14 protein-coding genes are annotated in these 21,123 nt (G+C 60.9%); 7 read left to right on the top strand and 7 right to left on the bottom strand.

The features are described from left to right. Positions 1-480: 480 nt before the first annotated feature. Complete coding sequence (gene rpoB / locus CV013_RS03225) at positions 481-4,653, top strand: DNA-directed RNA polymerase subunit beta (RefSeq protein WP_102153827.1); 4,173 nt, start codon at positions 481-483, stop codon at positions 4,651-4,653. 71 nt (positions 4,654-4,724) lie between these two features. Continuing rightward, positions 4,725-9,059: a DNA-directed RNA polymerase subunit beta' gene (gene rpoC / locus CV013_RS03220; protein ID WP_102153826.1), complete on the top strand. Its 4,335-nt coding sequence runs from the start codon at positions 4,725-4,727 to the stop codon at positions 9,057-9,059. 207 nt (positions 9,060-9,266) lie between these two features. Here the strand turns inward: rpoC and CV013_RS03215 are convergent, their stop codons facing one another. The 6 genes from CV013_RS03215 to CV013_RS03190 all read right to left on the bottom strand — a co-directional run bounded on the left by CV013_RS03215 (position 9,267) and on the right by CV013_RS03190 (position 14,399). Further along, a complete protein-coding gene (locus CV013_RS03215) occupies positions 9,267-9,638 on the bottom strand; it encodes a hypothetical protein (protein ID WP_123639866.1) in 372 nt (123 codons plus the stop codon). A gap of 296 nt (positions 9,639-9,934) precedes the next feature. Then, positions 9,935-10,774 carry an S-formylglutathione hydrolase gene (gene fghA, locus CV013_RS03210; RefSeq protein WP_102153824.1) on the bottom strand — a complete coding sequence of 280 codons (840 nt, stop codon included), beginning with the start codon at positions 10,772-10,774 and terminating at the stop codon, positions 9,935-9,937. Then, the gene (locus CV013_RS03205) at positions 10,774-11,274 is read right to left on the bottom strand and encodes a prolyl-tRNA synthetase associated domain-containing protein (protein WP_102153823.1); all 501 of its coding nucleotides are present in this window, start codon (positions 11,272-11,274) and stop codon (positions 10,774-10,776) included. Before CV013_RS03205 ends, fghA begins: the two co-directional genes overlap by 1 nt. A gap of 111 nt (positions 11,275-11,385) precedes the next feature. Beyond that, positions 11,386-11,760, bottom strand: coding sequence for a VOC family protein (locus CV013_RS03200; protein ID WP_102153822.1), 375 nt, complete (start codon positions 11,758-11,760; stop codon positions 11,386-11,388). 14 nt (positions 11,761-11,774) lie between these two features. Further along, positions 11,775-12,887, bottom strand: a complete 1,113-nt coding sequence (locus CV013_RS03195) for an S-(hydroxymethyl)glutathione dehydrogenase/class III alcohol dehydrogenase (RefSeq protein WP_102153821.1) — start codon at positions 12,885-12,887, stop codon at positions 11,775-11,777. Positions 12,888-12,968: 81 nt separating this feature from the next. Then, positions 12,969-14,399, bottom strand: coding sequence for an NAD-dependent succinate-semialdehyde dehydrogenase (locus tag CV013_RS03190; protein ID WP_102153820.1), 1,431 nt, complete (start codon positions 14,397-14,399; stop codon positions 12,969-12,971). Positions 14,400-14,546: 147 nt separating this feature from the next. Here CV013_RS03190 and CV013_RS03185 point away from each other — a divergent pair, with 147 nt between their 5' ends. The 5 genes from CV013_RS03185 (at position 14,547) to CV013_RS03165 (ending at position 19,381) form a co-directional block, all read left to right on the top strand. Then, positions 14,547-14,930, top strand: coding sequence for a hypothetical protein (locus CV013_RS03185; protein ID WP_223805149.1), 384 nt, complete (start codon positions 14,547-14,549; stop codon positions 14,928-14,930). A gap of 146 nt (positions 14,931-15,076) precedes the next feature. Beyond that, positions 15,077-15,514: a hypothetical protein gene (locus tag CV013_RS03180; RefSeq protein ID WP_102153819.1), complete on the top strand. Its 438-nt coding sequence runs from the start codon at positions 15,077-15,079 to the stop codon at positions 15,512-15,514. Positions 15,515-15,592: 78 nt separating this feature from the next. Then, positions 15,593-16,264 carry a glutathione S-transferase family protein gene (locus CV013_RS03175; protein WP_102153907.1) on the top strand — a complete coding sequence of 224 codons (672 nt, stop codon included), beginning with the start codon at positions 15,593-15,595 and terminating at the stop codon, positions 16,262-16,264. A gap of 94 nt (positions 16,265-16,358) precedes the next feature. Further along, positions 16,359-18,557 (top strand): transglycosylase domain-containing protein, encoded by a 2,199-nt coding sequence (locus CV013_RS03170; RefSeq protein ID WP_102153818.1) that lies wholly within the window; start codon positions 16,359-16,361, stop codon positions 18,555-18,557. A 116-nt stretch (positions 18,558-18,673) separates the two neighbouring features. Next, positions 18,674-19,381, top strand: a complete 708-nt coding sequence (locus tag CV013_RS03165; protein ID WP_102153817.1) for a class I SAM-dependent methyltransferase — start codon at positions 18,674-18,676, stop codon at positions 19,379-19,381. 108 nt (positions 19,382-19,489) lie between these two features. Here CV013_RS03165 and CV013_RS03160 read toward each other — a convergent pair whose 3' ends face one another. Then, the gene (locus tag CV013_RS03160) at positions 19,490-21,028 is read right to left on the bottom strand and encodes a Do family serine endopeptidase (protein WP_190276502.1); all 1,539 of its coding nucleotides are present in this window, start codon (positions 21,026-21,028) and stop codon (positions 19,490-19,492) included. Positions 21,029-21,123 lie beyond the last annotated feature (95 nt).

Below are 21,123 nucleotides of genomic sequence, written 5' to 3'. Positions count from 1 at the left end.
GATATGTTACTGCTTTTTGCGCCCCGCAGACGCCCCGCAGCGCAGCGGAGGGAGTGGTGCCGAGGACGTCCGCTCGGATGGGCGGACGCAACACCAGGCAAATGAACGGTTTGCGCCCTGCGAACCGCAAGGGCGACCGCCCGCCCGCAGGTGCCCCGCAGCGCAGCGGAGGGAGCAGTGCCGAGGACGTCCACCCGGATGGGCGGCCGCAACACAAACATTGACTCCGGCAAGCCCCTTTCCTACATGGCGATCACATCGAACGCTTCGAGCAAGCGGGGCCTTGGCGCGAAGGTCCTGCCGGGATGGAAGCGGCGACAGCCATAATCGCGACGCAATATTTGCCTGCAGCAGCACTCGCAAACGGGGTGCATATATGCTGCGGGTTTCCTGCGTCCCGGCTGACTTCCCGCGCGTGAACAGCGATAATCCGCTGGCCCGCCACAGGGTCGGCATCAAGGCAAAGGCGATATTTTCCCTATGGCGACCAAGGCGAAGGCTCCGGCCAAGCAGACCGGCACCGGCAAGAAGCGCATCCGCAAAATCTTCGGCGATATTCACGAAGTCGTGAAGATGCCGAACCTGATCGAGGTTCAGCGCGAAAGCTACGAGCAGTTCCTGCGTTCCGATCCTTCGACCGGCTATGTCTCCGGCCTTGAAAAGACGCTGCGTTCGGTTTTCCCGATCCGCGATTTCGCGGGCACGGCGGAACTCGATTTCGTTCACTACGAACTCGAAGATCCCAAGTACGACGTGACCGAATGCCGCCAGCGCGGCATTACCTATGCGGCCCCGATGAAGGTGACGCTGCGCCTGATCGTGTTCGAAGTCGATCAGGAAACCGAAACCCGTTCGGTGCTCGATATTAAAGAGCAGGACGTGTACATGGGCGACATGCCGCTGATGACGGAGAACGGCACGTTCTTCATCAACGGCACCGAACGCGTGATCGTCAGCCAGATGCACCGTTCGCCGGGTGTGCTGTTCGATCACGATCGCGGCAAGACCCACAGCTCTGGCAAGCTGCTGTTTGCTGCCCGTGTGATTCCGTATCGCGGTTCGTGGCTCGATTTCGAATTCGACGCCAAGGACATCGTCAACGTCCGTATCGACCGCAAGCGCAAGCTGCCTGTGACCGCGCTGCTTTATGCGCTGGGCCTCGACAGCGAAGAAATTCTCTCGGTCTTCTACAACACCGTGGTGTGGGAACGCGCTAAGGATGGCTGGAAGATCCCGTTCGTCGCCGATGCATGGCGCGGTCAGAAGCCGGCTTTCGCGCTGGTCGATGCCAAAACGGGCGAAGAAGTATTCCCCGCCAATCAGAAGATCAGCCCGCGCGCTGCGAACAAGGCGGCCAAGGACGGTCTCGAAGCCCTGCTGATCCCGACCGAGGAAATCTTCGGCCGTTATGCATCGGCTGACATGATCGATGAATCGACCGGTCGCATCTGGATCGAAGCGGGCGACGAAGTCGATACCGACAACCTTGAAAAGCTCGATGCTGCCGGGGTGGACCGGCTGGTCCTGCTCGATATCGATCACGTCAACACCGGCCCGTGGATCCGCAACACGCTGAAGGTCGACAAGGCCGAAAACCGCGACGAAGGTCTGGAAGCGATTTACAAGGTCATGCGTCCCGGCGAGCCGCCGACCAAGGAAACCGCAGAGGCGCTGTTCGAAGGCCTGTTCTTCGATCCCGAACGTTATGACCTGTCCGCCGTGGGCCGCGTGAAGCTGAACATGCGCCTCGGCCTCGATGCCGAAGACACCGTGACTACGCTGCGTAAGGAAGACATCCTCGCCGTAGTCAAGGAACTGGTCGATCTGAAAGACGGCAAGGGCGAAGTCGACGACATCGATAACCTCGGCAACCGCCGTGTCCGTTCGGTGGGCGAGTTGCTGGAAAACCAGTATCGCGTCGGCCTGCTGCGTATGGAACGCGCAGTGAAAGAGCGCATGAGCAGCGTCGATGTCTCGACGGTAATGCCCAACGATCTGATCAATGCGAAGCCTGCGGTGGCTGCGGTGCGCGAATTCTTCGGGTCGAGCCAGCTCTCGCAGTTCATGGACCAGACCAACCCGCTGTCGGAAGTCACGCACAAACGCCGCGTTTCGGCGCTTGGGCCGGGCGGTCTGACCCGCGAACGCGCAGGCTTCGAAGTCCGCGACGTTCACCCGACGCACTATGGCCGTATCTGCCCGATTGAAACGCCCGAAGGCCCGAACATCGGCCTGATCAACTCGCTGTCGACTTTCGCCCGCGTCAACAAGTACGGCTTCATCGAAACCCCGTACCGCAAGGTCATCGACGGCAAAGTGACCAGCGAAGTGGTCTATCTGTCGGCGATGGAAGAGCAGAAGCACGCCGTGGCGCAGGCTTCGGCAGAAACCAACGAAGATGGCAGCTTTACCGAAGAACTGATCTCCGCCCGTGAAAGCGGCGAGTTCGTGATGTTGCCGCGTGAACAGATCACGCTGATGGACGTCAGCCCGAAACAGCTCGTTTCGGTTGCGGCATCGCTGATCCCGTTCCTTGAAAACGATGACGCGAACCGCGCGCTGATGGGTTCGAACATGCAACGTCAGGCCGTGCCGCTGGTACGGGCCGAGGCGCCGTTCGTCGGCACCGGCATGGAAGAAACTGTGGCCCGCGATTCGGGCGCTGCGATCACCGCGACCCGCGGCGGCGTGGTCGACCAGGTCGACGCGACCCGCATCGTGATCCGCGCAGTGGGCGATGTCGAACCCGGTCAGTCGGGCGTGGACATCTATCGCCTGCAGAAGTTCGAACGTTCCAACCAGTCGACCTGCATCAACCAGCGTCCGCTGGTCAAAGTGGGCGAATCGGTGGAAGCGGGCGACATCATCGCCGATGGTCCCTCGACCGAGTTGGGCGAACTGGCGCTGGGCAAGAACAGCCTCGTCGCGTTCATGCCCTGGAACGGCTATAACTACGAAGACTCGATCCTGATCTCCGAACGCATCGTGAAAGACGACGTGTTCACTTCGATCCATATCGACGATTTCGAAGTGATGGCCCGCGATACCAAGCTTGGCCCGGAAGACATCACGCGCGACATCCCCAACGTAGGCGAGGAAGCGCTCCGCAACCTCGACGAAGCGGGCATCGTCTATATCGGTGCAGAAGTGCATCCGGGCGACATTCTGGTCGGCAAGATCACGCCGAAGGGCGAAAGCCCGATGACCCCGGAAGAAAAGCTATTGCGCGCTATCTTCGGTGAAAAGGCCAGCGACGTGCGCGACACCTCGCTTCGTCTGCCGCCGGGCGTTTCGGGCACGATCGTCGATGTGCGCGTGTTCAACCGCCACGGTATCGAAGTGGACGACCGTACCCGTGCGATCCAGAACGAGGAAATCGAACGCCTCCGCAAGGATAGCCAGGACGAACGCGCCATTCTTAACCGCGCGACCTACAACCGCCTGAAAGACATGCTGATCGGCCAAACCGCTTCGGCTGCACCGAAGGGTGCGAAGAAGGGCGTCGAAATCACCGAAGAACTGCTCGACGAAATCGAGAAGTTCGAATGGTTCAAGTTCGCTGTTGCCGACGACAATCGCCAGAGCCAGATCGAAGCGATCAAGGCGCAGTACGACGAAGCCGTGAAGGGTATCGAAGACAAGTTCGAAGACCGTCGCGAAAAGCTGGAGCGTGGTGACGAACTGGCGCCGGGCGTGCTCAAGATGGTCAAGGTCTTCGTCGCGGTGAAGCGCAAGCTGCAGCCGGGCGACAAGATGGCCGGCCGCCACGGTAACAAGGGTGTTATCTCGCGCATTCTGCCGCAGGAAGACATGCCGTTCCTGGAAGATGGAACGCCGGTCGATCTGGTGCTCAATCCGCTGGGTGTGCCGTCGCGTATGAACGTGGGGCAGATCTTCGAAACCCACCTCGGCATGGCGGCGCGTGGCCTTGGTCAGCAGATCACTGCTGCGCTGGAAGAATGGCGCGAAGCTAACCCCGATCCGGCTGCTGCCAAGCCGCCGGAAGCCGTGGTTGAGAAGCTGAAGGACGTGTACGGCGAACAGTACCACGCCGACATCGACAGCCGCTCGACCGCTGAAATCGTCGAGATGGCGGGCTACCTCAAGAACGGTGTGCCGTTCGGTACGCCGGTGTTCGACGGGGCCCGCGAAGGCGACGTGTCGATCATGCTCGAAAAGGCGAACCTGCCCACCTCGGGTCAGGTCACGCTGTTCGACGGGCGCACGGGCGAGGCGTTCGACCGTAAGGTGACAGTGGGCTATATCTACATGCTCAAACTGCACCACCTGGTCGACGACAAGATCCACGCCCGTTCGATCGGCCCGTACTCGCTCGTCACCCAGCAGCCGCTGGGTGGTAAGGCGCAGTTCGGTGGCCAGCGCTTCGGGGAAATGGAAGTCTGGGCGCTTCAGGCATACGGCGCGGCTTACACGCTGCAGGAAATGCTCACGGTGAAGTCGGACGACGTGGTCGGCCGCCAGAAGGTTTACGAAGCGATCGTCAAGGGCGACGACACCTTCGAAGCCGGTATCCCGGAAAGCTTCAACGTGCTCGTGAAAGAAATGCGCTCGCTGGGCCTCAACGTCGAACTCTCGTCGCTTAACGATGGCGATGAAGATGGCGACGGCCTCAGCCAGATTGCCGCTGAATAACAGGGGCCGGCGGCTCGCGAAGGGCCGCCTCCCCGCCACCCCCTGTTGATCCCCCCAAGGGAATTTGCAAAATGAACGAACTGACCAAATTCACCAACCAGCTGGCCAAGCCGGAAACCTTCGACCAGATCCAGATCGGCATCGCATCGCCCGAACGCATCCGTTCGTGGTCGTTCGGTGAAATCAAGAAGCCCGAAACGATCAATTACCGCACGTTCAAGCCTGAGCGTGACGGCCTGTTCTGCGCGCGCATCTTCGGTCCGGTGAAGGACTACGAATGCCTGTGCGGCAAGTACAAGCGCATGAAGTACAAGGGCGTCGTCTGCGAAAAGTGCGGCGTCGAAGTGACTGTGACCAAGGTCCGCCGCGAACGCATGGGCCACATCGAACTGGCTGCGCCGGTCGCGCACATCTGGTTCCTCAAGTCGCTGCCTTCGCGCATCGGCCTGCTGCTCGACATGCAGCTCAAGCAGCTTGAGCGGGTGCTGTACTTCGAAAGCTACATCGTCACCGAACCGGGCCTGACCCCGCTGGAAAAATTCCAGCTGCTGACCGAAGACGAACTGCTCGAAGCGCAGGACGAATACGGCGAAGACAGCTTCAGCGCCGGGATCGGTGCCGAAGCGGTCAAATTCATGCTGATGGACCTCGACCTTGAGCGTGAGCGCGACGATCTGCTGGAAGAGCTGGCGACCACCAAGTCCAAGCTCAAGCCCGCCAAGATCATCAAGCGTCTGAAGGTCGTCGAAAGCTTCATCGATTCGGGCAACCGCCCCGAATGGATGATCCTCGAAGTGATCCCGGTCATCCCGCCCGAACTGCGCCCGCTGGTGCCGCTCGACGGTGGCCGGTTCGCAACGTCGGATCTTAACGACCTTTATCGCCGCGTCATCAACCGTAACAACCGCCTCAAGCGCCTGATCGAACTGCGCGCGCCGGACATTATCGTCCGCAACGAAAAGCGTATGCTGCAGGAAGCGGTCGATGCGCTGTTCGATAACGGTCGTCGTGGCCGCGTGATCACCGGGGCGAACAAGCGTCCGCTGAAATCGCTGTCCGACATGCTCAAGGGCAAGCAGGGCCGTTTCCGTCAGAACCTTCTGGGTAAGCGCGTCGACTATTCGGGCCGTTCGGTCATCGTGACCGGGCCGGAACTCAAGCTGCACCAGTGCGGCCTGCCAAAGAAGATGGCGCTCGAACTGTTCAAGCCGTTCATCTACGCCCGCCTCGATGCCAAGGGTCTGTCGATGACCCTTAAGCAGGCGAAGAAGTGGGTTGAGAAGGAACGCAAGGAAGTCTGGGACATCCTCGACGAAGTGATCCGCGAGCACCCGGTTCTGCTGAACCGCGCGCCGACGCTTCACCGTCTTGGCATTCAGGCGTTCGAACCTGTGCTGATCGAAGGCAAGGCGATTCAGCTTCACCCGCTGGTCTGCTCGGCCTTCAACGCCGACTTCGACGGTGACCAGATGGCGGTCCACGTGCCGCTGTCGCTGGAAGCCCAGCTCGAAGCGCGCGTGCTGATGATGTCCACCAACAACATTCTCAGCCCCGCGAACGGCAAGCCGATCATCGTTCCGTCGCAGGACATGGTGCTGGGCCTCTATTACCTGTCGATGGATCGCGAAGGCGAACCGGGCGAAGGCATGTTGCTGGCCGATATGGCCGAAGTGCATCAGGCGCTCGAAGTGGGTGCGGTGACGCTCCACTCGAAGATCACCAGCCGCGTTCCGCAGACCGACGAAGCGGGCAAGCAGTATATGAAGCGGGTGGATACCACTCCGGGCCGTATGCTGATCGGTGAATGCCTGCCGAAGAACCACAAGGTTCCTTACGAAGTCATCAACCGTCTGCTGACCAAGAAAGACATCGGCGACGTGATCGACGAAGTCTATCGTCACACCGGCCAGAAGGACACCGTGCTGTTTGCCGACGCGATCATGTCGCTCGGTTTCCGCCACGCGTTCCGTGCGGGCATTTCGTTCGGCAAGGACGACATGATCATCCCGGATTCGAAGGTCGAACTGGTCGATCAGACCAAGTCGCTCGTCGCCGATTACGAACAGCAGTATCAGGACGGCCTGATCACGCAGCAGGAAAAGTACAACAAGGTGATCGACGCCTGGAGCCGTTGCGGCGACCAGGTGGCGGACGCCATGATGGACGAAATCCGTGCGCGTCCCAGGGATGCCGACGGTCGTGAAGCGCAGATCAACTCGATCTACATGATGAGTCACTCCGGTGCGCGTGGTTCGCCAGCGCAGATGAAGCAGCTCGCCGGTATGCGCGGTCTGATGGCCAAGCCTTCGGGCGAAATCATCGAGCAGCCGATCATCTCGAACTTCAAGGAAGGTCTGACCGTTCTTGAATACTTCAACTCGACCCACGGCGCCCGTAAGGGTCTGGCCGACACCGCGCTCAAGACGGCGAACTCGGGTTACCTGACTCGCCGTCTGGTCGACGTGTCGCAGGACTGCGTGATCGTCGAAACCGACTGTAAGACCCAAAACGCGCTGGAAATGCGCGCGATCGTTCAGGGTGGTTCGGTGATTGCGTCGCTGGGCGAACGTATCCTCGGCCGCACCGTGGCCGAAGATATCGTCAACGCAGCGACCGGCGAAGTGATCGTGAAGGCAGGCACTTTGCTCGACGAACCGATGGTCAAGACCATCGAGGAAGCCGAAGTGCAGGTGGCGAAGATCCGCTCGCCGCTGGTGTGCGAAGCCGAACAGGGCGTTTGCGCGACCTGCTACGGCCGTGACCTTGCCCGCGGTACACCGGTGAACATCGGTGAAGCGGTTGGCGTGATCGCGGCACAGTCGATTGGTGAACCGGGCACGCAGCTGACCATGCGTACCTTCCACATCGGCGGCGCGGCGCAGCTCAACGAAACCAGCCATCTGGAATCGATCTCCGACGGTAAGATCGAATACCGCGATATGCCGACTATCATCGACAAGCGTGGCAAGATCCTGTCGATGGCGCGTAACGGTGAGCTGGCAGTGATCGACGCCGAAGGGCGCGAACGCGAAATCCACAAGGTGCCGTATGGTACTGTCCTGATGTTCAAGGATGGCGATGCGGTGAAGGAAGGCGATCGCCTGGCCGAATGGGATCCGTTCACTCTGCCGATCATCACCGAACAGTCGGGTATGGTCCGTTATCAGGACCTGATCGACGGCACGACGATGGAAGAACGCGTCGATGAAACGACGGGTATTGCCCAGCGTGTCGTCACCGAACTGCGTGCATCGGGTCGCAAGAAGAAGGAAGACCTGCGTCCGCGGCTTACGCTGTTGGGCGAAGGCCAGACCGACGACGGCGAAACCGAAGCACAGCGTTATATGCTCGCTCCGGGCACGACACTGTCGGTGGAAGATGGCCAGCAGGTCGAAGCGGGTGACATTCTCGCCCGTGCTTCACGCGAAGCAGCTAAGACCCGCGACATCACCGGCGGTCTGCCGCGGGTGGCCGAATTGTTCGAAGCGCGTATGCCGAAGGACAATGCGGTTATCGCCAAGATCAGCGGCAAGATCGAATTCGTTCGCGAATACAAAGCCAAGCGCAAGATCGCGATCGTGCCGGAGGAAGGTGAAGCAGTCGAGTACCTGATCCCCAAGACCAAAGTGATCGACGTGCAGGAAGGCGACTTCGTGAAGAAGGGCGATACGCTCATCTCCGGTTCGCCCAACCCGCACGACATTCTGGAAGTCATGGGTGTCGAGGCGCTGGCCGAATACCTCGTGAACGAAATCCAGGAAGTCTATCGTTTGCAGGGTGTGAAGATCAACGACAAGCACATCGAGGTGATCGTTCGCCAGATGCTGCAGAAGGTTGAAATCACCGACGGCGGCGACACTGTTCTCCTGCCTGGCGAACAGGTCGATCTGGAGGAAATGAACGAAGTCAATTCCAAGCTTGGCAGGGGCAAGCAGCCTGCAACGGGCACGCCGATCCTGCTCGGGATCACCAAGGCGAGCCTGCAGACCCGCTCGTTCATCTCCGCCGCTTCGTTCCAGGAAACCACCCGTGTGCTGACGCAGGCGGCGGTCGAAGGGAAGCGCGATTCGCTGATCGGTCTGAAGGAAAACGTGATCGTTGGCCGCCTGATCCCGGCGGGCACCGGTGCCGGTATGAACCGTATGCGCGTGACGGCTTCCAGCCGCGATGCCGCTCTGCGGGCTCAGTGGAAGAAGGCGCAGGACGCGATCATCGCTGCCAACACCGCTGCGGAAGAACGCGCCGCCGAAGCGCTGCGCGATCCGCTCGACGATACCGGCAACGATCCGCTGGCTGCGGTCGAAGGTGAAACCCACGGCACCGACGCCGATGCAGGCGATTACCTGCAAACTGCAGAAGATACTGCGACCGAGGACACCGTGGTCGAAGACAAGGCAGAGGATTGATCTCCTCTCCGGTCTGACCGGACCGACATAGAATGACCCCGCCGGAAGCACACCGCTTCCGGCGGGGTTTTCGTTTATGCCTGCAAAAGACCAGCAGCGGTGCGGGCGCAGTGCTGGCAAGACTGACCGGCGGAATACGCTATGGATATGTCGGAAATGAGAGTGGAAAGCGGACCTGCTTTTTCGACCGCTGTGCGGTGCACGAACCTATTCCAGCAAGCCAGAGAGCAGACCTTCGAATTCGGGGTCGTATTTGAGAGCGAGTTGACGGAACGCCGCGGCCAGCTGATTCAGCTTAGTCTTGCCCGCGCAACTATGTTGAGTGGCGCTAGACATTTTCCCGGCTACCCCAATTGACACCGCGAGAGTTGTTCCGTGCAAGCAAAAAAGTGCATTTGGCCCGTAGAATGGGAGTTGGCTAAGCTGGTTCAGATCCGCTTCGGTGATGCGACTGGCCAGCTCTTCTGCATCTGCATCCAAGATAGCAATTTCACGGCGCCTCGTCGCAGCTCCGCCCTCAGGTATCCAACGATAGCCGGCAATCCGCAGCAGCCATTGGTCCCCACTACGATACATCATAACCTGCTGTGACGCGGGAGGAGGAGCCATGTCGATCATCAAGGTAGCCGAGTAAGCAGGTGCCTCCTCCGAGGGGACAGCACAGACGCTTCCCAAATGATAATCTTGGCGGGGATCATTTGCGGGGCATGTGATCTCTGCCGAACCCGCGCTTGCTGCCAACAGTCCTACTATCATCGCATTGAGCAAGTGTTGTCTTCCCTCAAATACTATTATGTAGCAATTTAACTCGCCGCATCAGTGTCCGTAACTGGGCCGCAACCTGCCGCAACATATCGTCAGGCGATGGGTCACAATTACCCCCGCAACCGCTCCGCGTGCCATGCGACATGCTCGGCCATGAAGGATGAGATGAAATAGTACGAGTGATCGTACCCTTCCTGCATACGGATCGTGGCGGGGATATTGGCCTTGGCGCAGGCTTCTGTCAGCAGGTGGGTCTTGAGCTGTTCGTCCAGAAACCCGTCGGCTGTACCCTGATCGACCAGCAGATCGGGCAGGCGCGCGCCGTCCGCGATCAGGGCGCAGGCGTCGTATTCGCGCCATGCCGCCCGATCCGGGCCGAGATATCCGCCAAGCGCCTTCTCTCCCCACGGGCATCCCAGGGGGCTGACAATCGGCGCGAATGCGCTGGTTGAACGGAACCGCCCCGGATTGCGTAGTGCGATAGTCAGCGCGCCGTGCCCGCCCATCGAGTGGCCGGTGATCCCCTGCCGCTCCATGTCGACGGGGAAATGTGCGGCGATCAGCGCAGGCAATTCCTGTTCGATATAGCGGCGCATCTGGAAATGCTGCGCCCACGGTTCCTGCGTGGCATCGACATAGAACCCGGCGCCTTTGCCGAAATCGTAATTGTCATCGTCAGGCACATCGTCGCCGCGGGGCGAGGTGTCGGGGGCGACGAAGATGATGCCGTGTTCGGCACAAGCGGCGCGGAATTCGCCCTTCTCGGTCACATTGGCATGGGTGCAGGTGAGGCCGGAAAGATACCACAGCACCGGCAGTTTCGTGCCCGGTGCATGTTCGGGGACGAACACCGAGAAGGTCATAGCCGTGCCGGTCGCTTCCGATTGGTGCGTATATACCCCTTGTGTTCCGCCAAAGGCGCGGTTGGTGGATTGCGTTTCAAACGTCATTATGGTTCCTCAATCGGTATGGCGGCGATGCGCGGTTCATGGCCCCAGTGGCGGCACAGCGCCAGCACGTCGCGCCCGGCAAGACCCAGAGTGCCGGTGTTGCGTAACGGGTGGACATTGATCCGTTCCGCCGCCGCCAGCCCTTCTTCCAGCACCAGTGTGACACTGCCCGGTGCGGCATTGATCATCGCCAGCGGCGTGACGCTGCCCGGTGTGATGCCGATCAGGCGCTCCATATCCTCTGGCTTGGCGAAGCTGACCCGTTTGCAGCCGATGGAATCGGGCAGGGCCTTCAGCTTCACCCGCGCCTCTGCGGGTACGGTCACCAGCCAGAAATCTCCGGCGGTGTCTTTCAGAAACAGGTTCTTGGTATGCCTGCCGGGCAAGTCGGCATCGATCCGGCGGCTTTCCGCGACAGTGAACACCGCCGCATGTTCATGCTCGGTGAAAGGGATCGCCAATGCGGCCAGATCCGCCCGCAAGCCAACTTCGCCGCGCATGTTAAAAACCCCTCCCGATGCGAGGAGGGGTGGGGGCGCCGGCATTCGTTGCGCGGCAACCCCCGATCCCGGCCCCTTCATACAAGAAGGGGAGAATGTTCTTTAGGCGGTTCACCCCAGACGGTGAAGACCACAGAGCTTGTTGCCCGACGGGTCGCGCAAGTAAGCAAGGTACATCCCCGAACCGGGGCGCTCGCCCGGCTCGTCTTCGATCGAGGTGCCGCCCGCGGCAACACCGGCGTCGTGCCAGGCCTTCGCCTGTTCGGGGCTCTCCATCGCGAAACCGATGGTCGAACCGTTGCCGCAACTCGCGGGCTGGCCATCGATCGGTTTGGTGATGAGGAAAGCCGCGCCATTGTGAATGTAGATCAACCGCCCTTTGGGATCGATGCTGCCTTCACGTGCGCCGAGCACGCCCAGCGTCGCGTCGTAGAATTTCTTGGCCGCATCGAAATCGTCGGCCCCCAGCATGACATGGCTGAACATATTCCTATCTCTCCTCAATAAACCACAACGCTGCGGATCGATTCGCCTGAGTGCATCAAGTCGAAGCCCTTGTTGATTTCTTCCAGTGTCAGAACGTGGGTAATCATCGGGTCGATCTGGATCTTCCCGTTCATGTACCAGTCGACGATCTTGGGCACGTCGGTGCGGCCCTTGGCACCGCCGAATGCCGTGCCGCGCCAGTTGCGCCCCGTCACCAGCTGGAACGGGCGGGTGGCGATTTCCTTGCCCGCTTCGGCCACGCCGATCACGACGCTGGTGCCCCAGCCACGATGGCAGGCTTCCAGTGCGGTCCGCATCACTTCGGTATTGCCGGTGCAATCGAAGGTGTAGTCCGCGCCGCCATCGGTCATTTCGACCACTTTGGCGACGACTTCGTCGCGGCTCATCCCTTTGGTGTTGAGGAAGTGGGTCATGCCGAACTTGCGGCCCCATTCCTCGCGGTCGGGGTTGATGTCTACACCGATAATCATGTTCGCCCCCGCCAGCTTCGCACCCTGAATCACGTTCAGGCCGATCCCGCCGAGGCCGAACACCACAACGTTGTCGCCCACTTGCACTTTCGCGGTATTGACCACAGCGCCAACCCCGGTGGTCACGCCGCAACCGATGTAGCAGCTCGTCTGGAACGGAGCGTCTTCGCGGATTTTGGCGACGGCGATTTCAGGCAGCACAGTGAAGTTCGAGAACGTCGAACAACCCATATAGTGATAGATTGTCTGCCCTTTGTAGCTGAAGCGCGAAGTGCCGTCGGGCATCAGCCCTTTGCCCTGTGTCGCGCGGATCGCGGTGCACAGGTTGGTCTTGCCCGAAAGGCACGATTTACACTGGCGGCATTCGGGAGTGTAAAGCGGGATGACATGGTCGCCCGGCTTCAGGCTGGTAACGCCTGCACCCACTTCGCGAACGATCCCCGCCCCTTCGTGGCCGAGCACCGAAGGGAACAGCCCTTCGCTGTCGAGCCCGTCGAGCGTGTAGGCATCGGTGTGGCAAATGCCGGTCGCCATGATTTCGATCAGCACTTCGCCCGCTTTGGGCCCTTCAAGATCGAGTTCGACGATTTCGAGCGGTTTTTTCGCTTCAAAAGCAACGGCGGCACGTGTTTTCATTACAGTGAAGTCTCCTGTCAGCTGGCGCCCAGCATGGCTGGCTGCTGACTGCTGTTCAAGGTAAGTTTTGTGTCTCTGGTGTCAGGATTCGTGAACTGTTTTCGGCACCATGCAGGCCATCACGCCTTCGCGCCCGTCTTCGCTGCCATAACCCGACCATTTGACCCCGCCGAACGGGGCATCGACCGCGCTTACTCCGGCGGAATTGATCGCCAACATGCCTGCTTCGACCTCTGCGGCGAGGCGGCGGCGGCGGGCAGGATCGTTGGTCCATGCATAGGCGGCCAGGCCATAAGGCAGACGGTTTGCTTCTTCGATCATCGCCTCTTCTCCGGCCATCGGATTGATGAGAGCGATCGGGCCGAATGGCTCTTCGTTCATGATGATGGCATCGGTCGGCACTTCGGACAGGACCGATGGCTGGTAGAAATACCCCTGATTGCCAATCCGTTCGCCGCCGGTGCCCAGCTTGGCGCCTTTCTCGACCGCATCTGCGATCTTCCTGGCAATGCCATCCGGCCCGCGCTCGCTGGCCATCGGCCCCATCTGGGTGCCTTCGTCCATCCCATTGCCGACTTTGATCTTTTCCGCCCGCGCGATGAATCCGTCGCGGAACTGTTCGAACTTGCTTTCGTGTACCAGAAAGCGGGTAGGGCTGACGCAGACCTGCCCGGCGTTGCGATATTTCGCAGCGACCATCGTATCGAGCGTCTTGTCGATATCGACATCGTCGAACACCAGTACCGGCCCGTGCCCGCCCAGCTCCATCGTCGCGATCTTGAGATCGTCTGCCGCCAGCTTCGCCAGATGCTTGCCGACTGCTGTTGAGCCGGTGAAGGTGATCTTGCGAATAATCGGTGAAGCGAGCAGGTGGCGGCTGACATCGTCCGGCACCCCGAACACGCACTGAACCGCGTCACCCGGCACTCCGGCATCGATCAGCGCCTGCACCAGCGCGAGGCCGGTAGCGGGCGTTTCTTCCGAAGGCTTTACAATGGTGGAGCAGCCCGCAGCCAGCGCACCGCCGATTTTCCGCATGACGTTGAGTGCGGGGAAATTCCATGCCGCGAACCCGGCGACCGGGCCGACCGGATGATATTGCACTTCCACCCGCTGCCCTTCGGGGCGGACCAGTGTGCGACCATATATCCGTTTGATTTCGCCTGCATAAAATTCGAGCAGCATCGCGGAGTAGATGATTTCGCCCTTTGCCTCGGCCAGCGGCTTACCTTGTTCGAGAGTGAGCGACACTGCGATTTCGCCAGCGCGTTCCCTGATCAGCGCAGCCGCTTTGTTGAGGGTCGCAGCGCGTTTGTCCGCCGGGGTATTGCGCCATGATTTGAAGCCTTTGGCTGCGTTGTCGAGCGCGGCATCCAGATCGGCGGCGGTGGCATGTGGCACGCTGCCGATGGTTTCGCCGGTGGCCGGATTGATCACATTGACGGCATCGCGCCCTTCATTTGACAGGTTGGTGCCGCCAATTGACAGGTAAAGGGTGGGATAATCGGTCATAGTGGTCTCTTTCTCGTATCGTGTTCGAGCCGGCATTATCGGACCATGCCGATGCGCTTTCGCAGCGCGATTGGCAATGGTTGCACAATGCAATGATTGCATGTCGGTCGGATGAGGTTCATCCGCGCGGGATTAGGAGCCATCTCCATGATCCGCATCTCGATAATCCTTGCCGCCGCCATATCGTTCCTTGCTGTGCCGGCCATCGCGCAGGCACCGTCTCACACATCGGACACCGCGCCGCAGGTAAAGCTCTCGTTGCAACAGAATGCCGCTGTGCGCTGTTCGGCGGCCTTTGCGCTCGGCGCCGGGTTGCAAAAGGTGGGGAAGGGCAAGGACTGGCCGCCGCTGGCCGAACGCGGGCGCGAATTCTTTGTCCGGGCGTCGGCGCAATTGATGGACGAAACCGGGATGAGCCGCGATGCGGTGGGCAATCTGGTGCAGCGCAAAGCCAGCGAACTGGCTGAAGGCGATAAGCTGGACAGGACAATGCCCGCTTGTTTGCTGATGCTCGACAGTTCGGGCCTGTAGCCTTTGCTGGCGACCTCTGCGGGCGAGAGGCGCGCGGATTATTCAGGTTTCGATCATCGGGGCCGCGCTATAGCTCCGTAACGAATCGTCCGATGTTGAGGAAGCTGCCAGTGCGCCCGTTTCTGCCTGTTGCGATCGCTACGACTATGATTTTCGCCCCTGTGTCTGCGATGGCGCAGGATGCAGTGGATAGCCCCGCTGCAAGCGATAGCGCGGCGGTGACGTCGCAATTGCAAAGCAAGCTGTCCGATCCGCAGACGCAGCAGCAGATCGCCGGAACGGTGGCTGTGCTGGGCGAAATGCTGCTCGACATGCCGATTGCCCCGCTGGCCCGATCGGTGGCGGAGGCAGGTGGCGGCGATCCGGCGGCAGTCGATCCCGATATGACTTTGCGGAAATATGCCCCCGGTGCCTCTGCCGTGCCCGGCGCGGCGGCGAAAAACCTGCCGCGCATGATGGATACGATGGCGGGGATGGCCGGTGGGCTGGAAGCGATGATGCCCGCTCTGCGCGGGATGGCGGAGCGGATGCAAGGCGCTTTGGCGGCTGCGACCCACCAACCGCAGAACCGCACGACCCATTGAGTTCACCCACAAAATTCCGCGCCAACCCACGTGCGCCCGGTGGACGCTGGCGCGCGGCTGGTGCATGAGCAGATGCATATGTGGCGTCTCTATCAGTTCCCGCTCTGCCCGTTCAGCCGCAAGGTGCGCCTGCTGCTGAGCGAGAAAGGCGTGGGCTACGAATTGTGGCGTGAAAATCCCTGGGATGCGAGCGACGAGTTCTGGAAACTCAACGCCGCCGGGCGCACGCCGGTGATCGAACATCCCGAAAAGAGCATCGTTATCGCCGATAGCAGGGCGATCTGCGAATATTTCGAGGAAACGGTCGATCGCGCGCCGATGATCAATGGCACGGCCACCGGTCGTGCGGAGATCCGCCGTCTGGTCGCGCTGTTCGATGAAAACCTCTTCGCGGAAGTCACCGGCCCGCTGCTCTACGAACGGATGCTCAAGCGTATCGTTCATCGTCAGTCGCCGGATTCGCGCATTCTGCGCGAAGCGATGAAGGCGGCGCACGGGCACCTCGACTATATCGACTGGCTGGTCGATACCCGGCCCTGGCTGGCGGGGGCGACGATGAGCCTGGCCGATCTGGCTGCGGCTGCGCAGATTTCGGTGATCGATTACCTTGGCGGGATCGACTGGAGCGGGCATGATTCGGCGCGCGGCTGGTATGCCGTATTCAAAAGCCGACCCAGCTTCCGCCCTTTGCTGAGCGAGCGGATGGAAGTAATCCAGCCGCCATCGCATTATGCCAAGGTCGACGCCTGAACGCTGTTGGCAGAGTTGGCAGAACTTGTCCGTTCACCCCGGGTTATAAGTCCCCTATGCAGCGGTTTCCTGAACATGGATCGTGAGTAACCAAATGGCGAAACGGGGTAGCCGGCGAGCGACGGCGGCCAGACAGCAACGCAATGGCAAACAGAAACCACCGCTGGCGGGGTGGCGTCTGTGGTTGAAACGCACGCTGGTCTGGGGAACCGGGCTGGCGGTGCTGGCGCTGTTGTTTCTGGGCGTGGCGGTGGTGTTCGCGGAACGGTCGCTGCCCAGCTATGCCACTTTGCAGGCGACCCAGCCGGGCCAGACTATAGTAGTGCGCGCACGCGACGGGTCGGAACTGATCGAACTCGGCCCCAGTTATGGCCAGTGGCTCGATCCCGATCAGATACCGCAGCCGATGAAAGACGCGATGGTATCGGTGGAAGACCGCCGGTTTTATTCGCATTTCGGGGTCGATCCCATCGGGCTGGCGCGCGCGGTCTATGTCTGGATGACAGGTGACCGGCGGTTGGGGGCGACTTCCACCATTACGCAGCAGCTTGCCCGCAACCTGTTCCTCAATTCCAACCGATCGCTCGATCGCAAATTGCGCGAAGGCGTGCTGGCGATGGCGCTGGAACTGAAGTTTTCCAAACAGGAAATCCTCGCGCTCTATCTCAACAAGGTTTACTTCGGCGGCGGTGCCTATGGCATCGATTCCGCCAGTCGTAAGTTCTTCAGCCACCCGGCGACGCACCTTTCGGTGAGCGAATCCGCGATTATCGCCGGTCTGGTGAAGGCACCCAGTCGTTATTCCCCCACTGCCGATGTCGATGCGGCAGTGCGCCGGGCCAATGTCGTGCTGTCGCTGATGCGCGAACAGGGACGGATCAGCGCCAGCGAAGCGGCGGTCGATCCCAGCGCGGTGAAGCTGAAGAAAGATACCAACCAGAATTCGGTGCGCTATTTCACCGACTGGGCGCTGCCGCAGCTCGAAGTGCTGCTGCCCGATACGACAGAGCCGATCGAAGTGTGGACGACGCTCGATCCCGGTATGCAAAACGCCGCGTCGAATGCGATCAAGGCCAATGTGCCCAAAGGGGCGCAAGGCGCGCTGGTGTCGCTCGACCGCGATGGCGCGATCCTGGCGATGGTGGGTGGCACCGATTACGTGACCAGCAATTACAACCGTGCGACCGAGGCGATGCGGCAACCGGGCTCTGCGTGGAAGCTGTTCGTCTATCTCGCTGCGCTGGAGGCCGGATATACGCCCGATGATCGGGTGAAAGATGTGCCGGTCACTATCGATGGCTGGTCGCCGCGCAATTCGGGCGGCAGTTTCGCCGGTGAAATGGATGTACGTAGCGCGTTCGCTTACTCGAAGAACACCGTCGCGGCGCAGCTCGGCAACGAAGTCGGGTTCGGTACTGTCGCGTCGATGGCCAAGCGGTTTGGCATCACGACCCCGATTTCGACGTACCCATCGATGGTGCTGGGCAGTTCCGAAGTGCGTGTGATCGAAATGACCCGCGCCTTTGCAGAGATTTCAGCGGGTGGGTTCACCGTTGAACCCTACGGCATCGTGAAAGTGACGACGACCGGCGGGCAGGTGCTCTATCAGCACGAAGACACCCGTAAGGCGCAACTGGTGCCCGACTATGTCGCCGCCGGGATGACCGACCTTCTGCAGACCACTGTTGCCACCGGCACGGGCCGTGCGGCGCAGATCGGCCGCCCGGTTGCTGGCAAGACCGGCACGACCAGCTCCAACAAAGACGGCTGGTTCCTCGGCTTTTCCAGCGGCATCACCACAGGTGTGTGGATGGGGCGGGACGATGCAAAGCCCGTATCGGGCCTTCACGGCGGCTCTGCCCCGGCGCGGGCGTTTTCCGCTTATATGAAAGTGGCAGTGAAAGATCGTCCGGTCGAACAGTTCAAGACCGACCTCAAACTGCCCGAATGGCAGATGGAGCCGGATGAAGAGCATATGTACGGCGATCCGGGCGATTATTACTATATCGACGAGCAGGGCAATCTGGTGGAGCCGAACAAGCCCGATCAGGCAGGGCAAATGCCGTTCCCGCCCGATAGCGAACAAGGCAGTGCCCCCGGCAATGGCCAGCAACCGCAACAGCAGCCGACCCCTGCGCCGCCATCGAATGGCCGGCCTGGCGACAACCCGCAGGCGGCGAGCGACGATTTCCTCAATCGCGCGACCGGTCGCGGCGGCGGCACCACGCAGCGCACAGAGCCACGCCAGAGCGGCCCGCGTTCGGTGACGATCCAGCCCACGCCCCAGAATTGATGGGTCCTGAGCCTTGCCAGTTGGGCGGAGTGGGATGCGTGACCGGATAGGTGCATCGCAGAACGCTATATGCCGAAATCGGATGACATAGCCTGAGCCAATGATACATTGTATCAATGACTCAGGCGAACACACCTGCAACTCCGAATTTCTTCAATCAGGAAATGGCGGATTCGTACGATCAGCGTAACAGCGCGCTGCAACCTATCAGCGGTTGTCTGCACTTTCTGACGAATCTTGTATTGGCCCCTGTGCCACGCAATGCATCGGTTCTGTGCGTGGGTGTCGGAACGGGGGCGGATATATTCGCACTCGCGACCGACAACCCGGGCTGGCGATTTGTGGGTGTCGATCCCTCTGCCGAAATGCTGGAGGTATGCCGCCGTCGGCTGGACGAGGCAGGTCTGCTGGGCCGTTGCCAGCTTGTTCGCGGGACAGTCGAAGATATTGCCGATACACATTTCGACGCTGTGGTCAGCCTGTTCGTGGCTCACTTCATCAAGCTGGACCAGCGCGCTGCGTTCTACAGCGGGATCCATCGACGGCTGAAACCGCGCGGCCTGTTTGTCAGCGCGGAAATCAGTGTCGATCTGGAAGATACCTCGCTTCATACGACTGTGGAGGATTGGGCGCGGATACAATCGTTGATGGGGCAGGAAGAGAAGCCGGTGGAAGCACTGATCGCGATGTTCCGCGATCCATTGGGGGTCGTATCGCCCGCCATTACCGAGGGACTGTGGCGGGATGCCGGTTTCGCGGAGCCGGTGCCGTTCTTTCAGGCTTTCGCGATACGCGGGTGGCACGCACAGCGACCGCCATTGTGACTGGCCAACACCCCCGCTGAACCATGCCCCAATAAGAAGCCCCGCCGTGATCGGATCACGGCGGGGCCTTTGTGCCGGGTTGCGCTATCCGGCGCGGTGCCCGACAGGCTAGTCTTTGCGAAGCAGGCGGATCGCGGCGAATTGCGGCGAGCGGCCGCGCTTCTTCACCTGAAGCAGTACCGAATCGCGGTTATCGCTGCGCGCTTTCTTCACCACCGCTTCCAGATCTGCGACCGATTCGATGGCGCGATAATTGGCCGACATGATAATGTCGCCACGGCTCATCCCCTTCTGTGCAGCGTCGGAACTGGGGTTGATGCCCAACACGACAACGCCCTTGGTATCGGGGGACACGCCCAGCTGGGCGGCGATCCGCGCAGTCATTGGCGTGACCTGGAGGCCGAGGTTGTCGGCAATCGCTTCGCTGGTGCTGCTGCTGTCGGAACCCGATTGCGAATCGTCGTCGCCGTCGTTGCCGTTGAACATCTGCGACTGAGCCAGCTCGGCGTTGCTGGGGCGTTTGCCCACAGTCACATTGACAGCGCGACGCTTGCCCTGACGGTACAGCTCGACCGGGATCGTCGTGCCCGGCTTCACATTGGCGACAAGGAACGACAGCGTCTGATCGTTGGTCACATCCTTGCCATCGACTTTGGTCACGACGTCGCCCGGTTGAATCCCGGCCTTGGCAGCGGGCTGACCCGGCTCAACCGCCTGCACGAATTCGCCGCGGTTTTGCGGCAGACCCAGCGAATCCGCCAGATCGCCTGCGACCGGCTGAATCTGCACGCCGAGGTATCCGCGTTCGATTTCCTTGCCATCCATCAGCTTCTTGACGATCGGCGCGGCGGTTTCCGCCGGGATCGCCAGGCCGATGCCCACGCTGCCGCCCGATGGCGAAAGGATCGCGTTATTGATGCCGATGACGTTGCCCTGCATGTCGAACAGCGGGCCGCCCGAGTTGCCGCGGTTGATGCTGGCATCGGTCTGAATATAGCGGTCGTAGGGCGATCCCGAACCGGTCGCACGATAGACCGCCGATACGATGCCAGAGGTGACCGTGCCGCCCAGTCCGAACGGATTGCCGATGGCGATCACCCAATCGCCGGGGCGCGCCTTGGACGAATCGCCGAATTTTACGAACGGAAACGGCTTGGAACTGCTGATCTTCAGCACGGCGAGGTCGGATGCGTCATCCTTGCCCACGATCTTGGCCGGGTAATCGGTGCCATCGGGGGTGGTAACGGTGATCTCTTCGATCTCGCCATTCCCTTCGGGGCTGATGACGTGATTGTTCGTCACCACATAGCCATCGGCGGAAATGATGAAGCCCGAACCGAGCGACTGCGCCTCGCGTGTTTGCGTCTGGCCGCCGCGATTGCCGAACATCCCTTCGAACGGGGTGCCTGCAAACGGGTTCTGGCTCTGCACCTTGATCCGTTGCCGGGTTGAGATGTTGACCACCGCCGGCTGCAGTTGCGCCGTCAGATCGGCGAACCCTTCGGGTGCGCCGGCACGGGGCACGACCTTGGCAATCTGGCTGTCGTCGTTCTGCGCCACCTGCGCGCCGGCGGGGTGCCCGGTAATCAGCGAAATGGCTGCGCCGCCCACCAGCAGCGCGGAAGTAATTCCATAAGAGTATCGCACGCGCTTCACGTCCTTTGCTTCCTCTTCTTCATCTGTCGCGGGCCTTCGCGCCTGAATGACGAAAGGTCCCGGTTCGTCCCCGCCCGGCTACACAC

The sequence above is a fragment of the Tsuneonella flava genome, assembly GCF_002870965.1.
Taxonomy (GTDB): Bacteria; Pseudomonadota; Alphaproteobacteria; order Sphingomonadales; family Sphingomonadaceae; genus Tsuneonella; species Tsuneonella flava.
This window is presented reverse-complemented; position numbering and strand designations above follow the sequence as displayed.

Excerpts from the sequence above, each read along its gene's own strand:
- rpoB (WP_102153827.1), top strand. The coding sequence starts at position 481 with ATGGCGACCAAGGCGAAGGCTCCGGCCAAGCAGACCGGCACCGGCAAG.
- rpoC (WP_102153826.1), top strand. The coding sequence starts at position 4,725 with ATGAACGAACTGACCAAATTCACCAACCAGCTGGCCAAGCCGGAAACC.
- CV013_RS03215 (WP_123639866.1), bottom strand. The coding sequence starts at position 9,638 with ATGATGTATCGTAGTGGGGACCAATGGCTGCTGCGGATTGCCGGCTAT.
- fghA (WP_102153824.1), bottom strand. The coding sequence starts at position 10,774 with ATGACGTTTGAAACGCAATCCACCAACCGCGCCTTTGGCGGAACACAA.
- CV013_RS03205 (WP_102153823.1), bottom strand. The coding sequence starts at position 11,274 with ATGCGCGGCGAAGTTGGCTTGCGGGCGGATCTGGCCGCATTGGCGATC.
- CV013_RS03200 (WP_102153822.1), bottom strand. The coding sequence starts at position 11,760 with ATGTTCAGCCATGTCATGCTGGGGGCCGACGATTTCGATGCGGCCAAG.
- CV013_RS03195 (WP_102153821.1), bottom strand. The coding sequence starts at position 12,887 with ATGAAAACACGTGCCGCCGTTGCTTTTGAAGCGAAAAAACCGCTCGAA.
- CV013_RS03190 (WP_102153820.1), bottom strand. The coding sequence starts at position 14,399 with ATGACCGATTATCCCACCCTTTACCTGTCAATTGGCGGCACCAACCTG.
- CV013_RS03185 (WP_223805149.1), top strand. The coding sequence starts at position 14,547 with ATGATCCGCATCTCGATAATCCTTGCCGCCGCCATATCGTTCCTTGCT.
- CV013_RS03180 (WP_102153819.1), top strand. The coding sequence starts at position 15,077 with ATGATTTTCGCCCCTGTGTCTGCGATGGCGCAGGATGCAGTGGATAGC.
- CV013_RS03175 (WP_102153907.1), top strand. The coding sequence starts at position 15,593 with ATGTGGCGTCTCTATCAGTTCCCGCTCTGCCCGTTCAGCCGCAAGGTG.
- CV013_RS03170 (WP_102153818.1), top strand. The coding sequence starts at position 16,359 with ATGGCGAAACGGGGTAGCCGGCGAGCGACGGCGGCCAGACAGCAACGC.
- CV013_RS03165 (WP_102153817.1), top strand. The coding sequence starts at position 18,674 with ATGACTCAGGCGAACACACCTGCAACTCCGAATTTCTTCAATCAGGAA.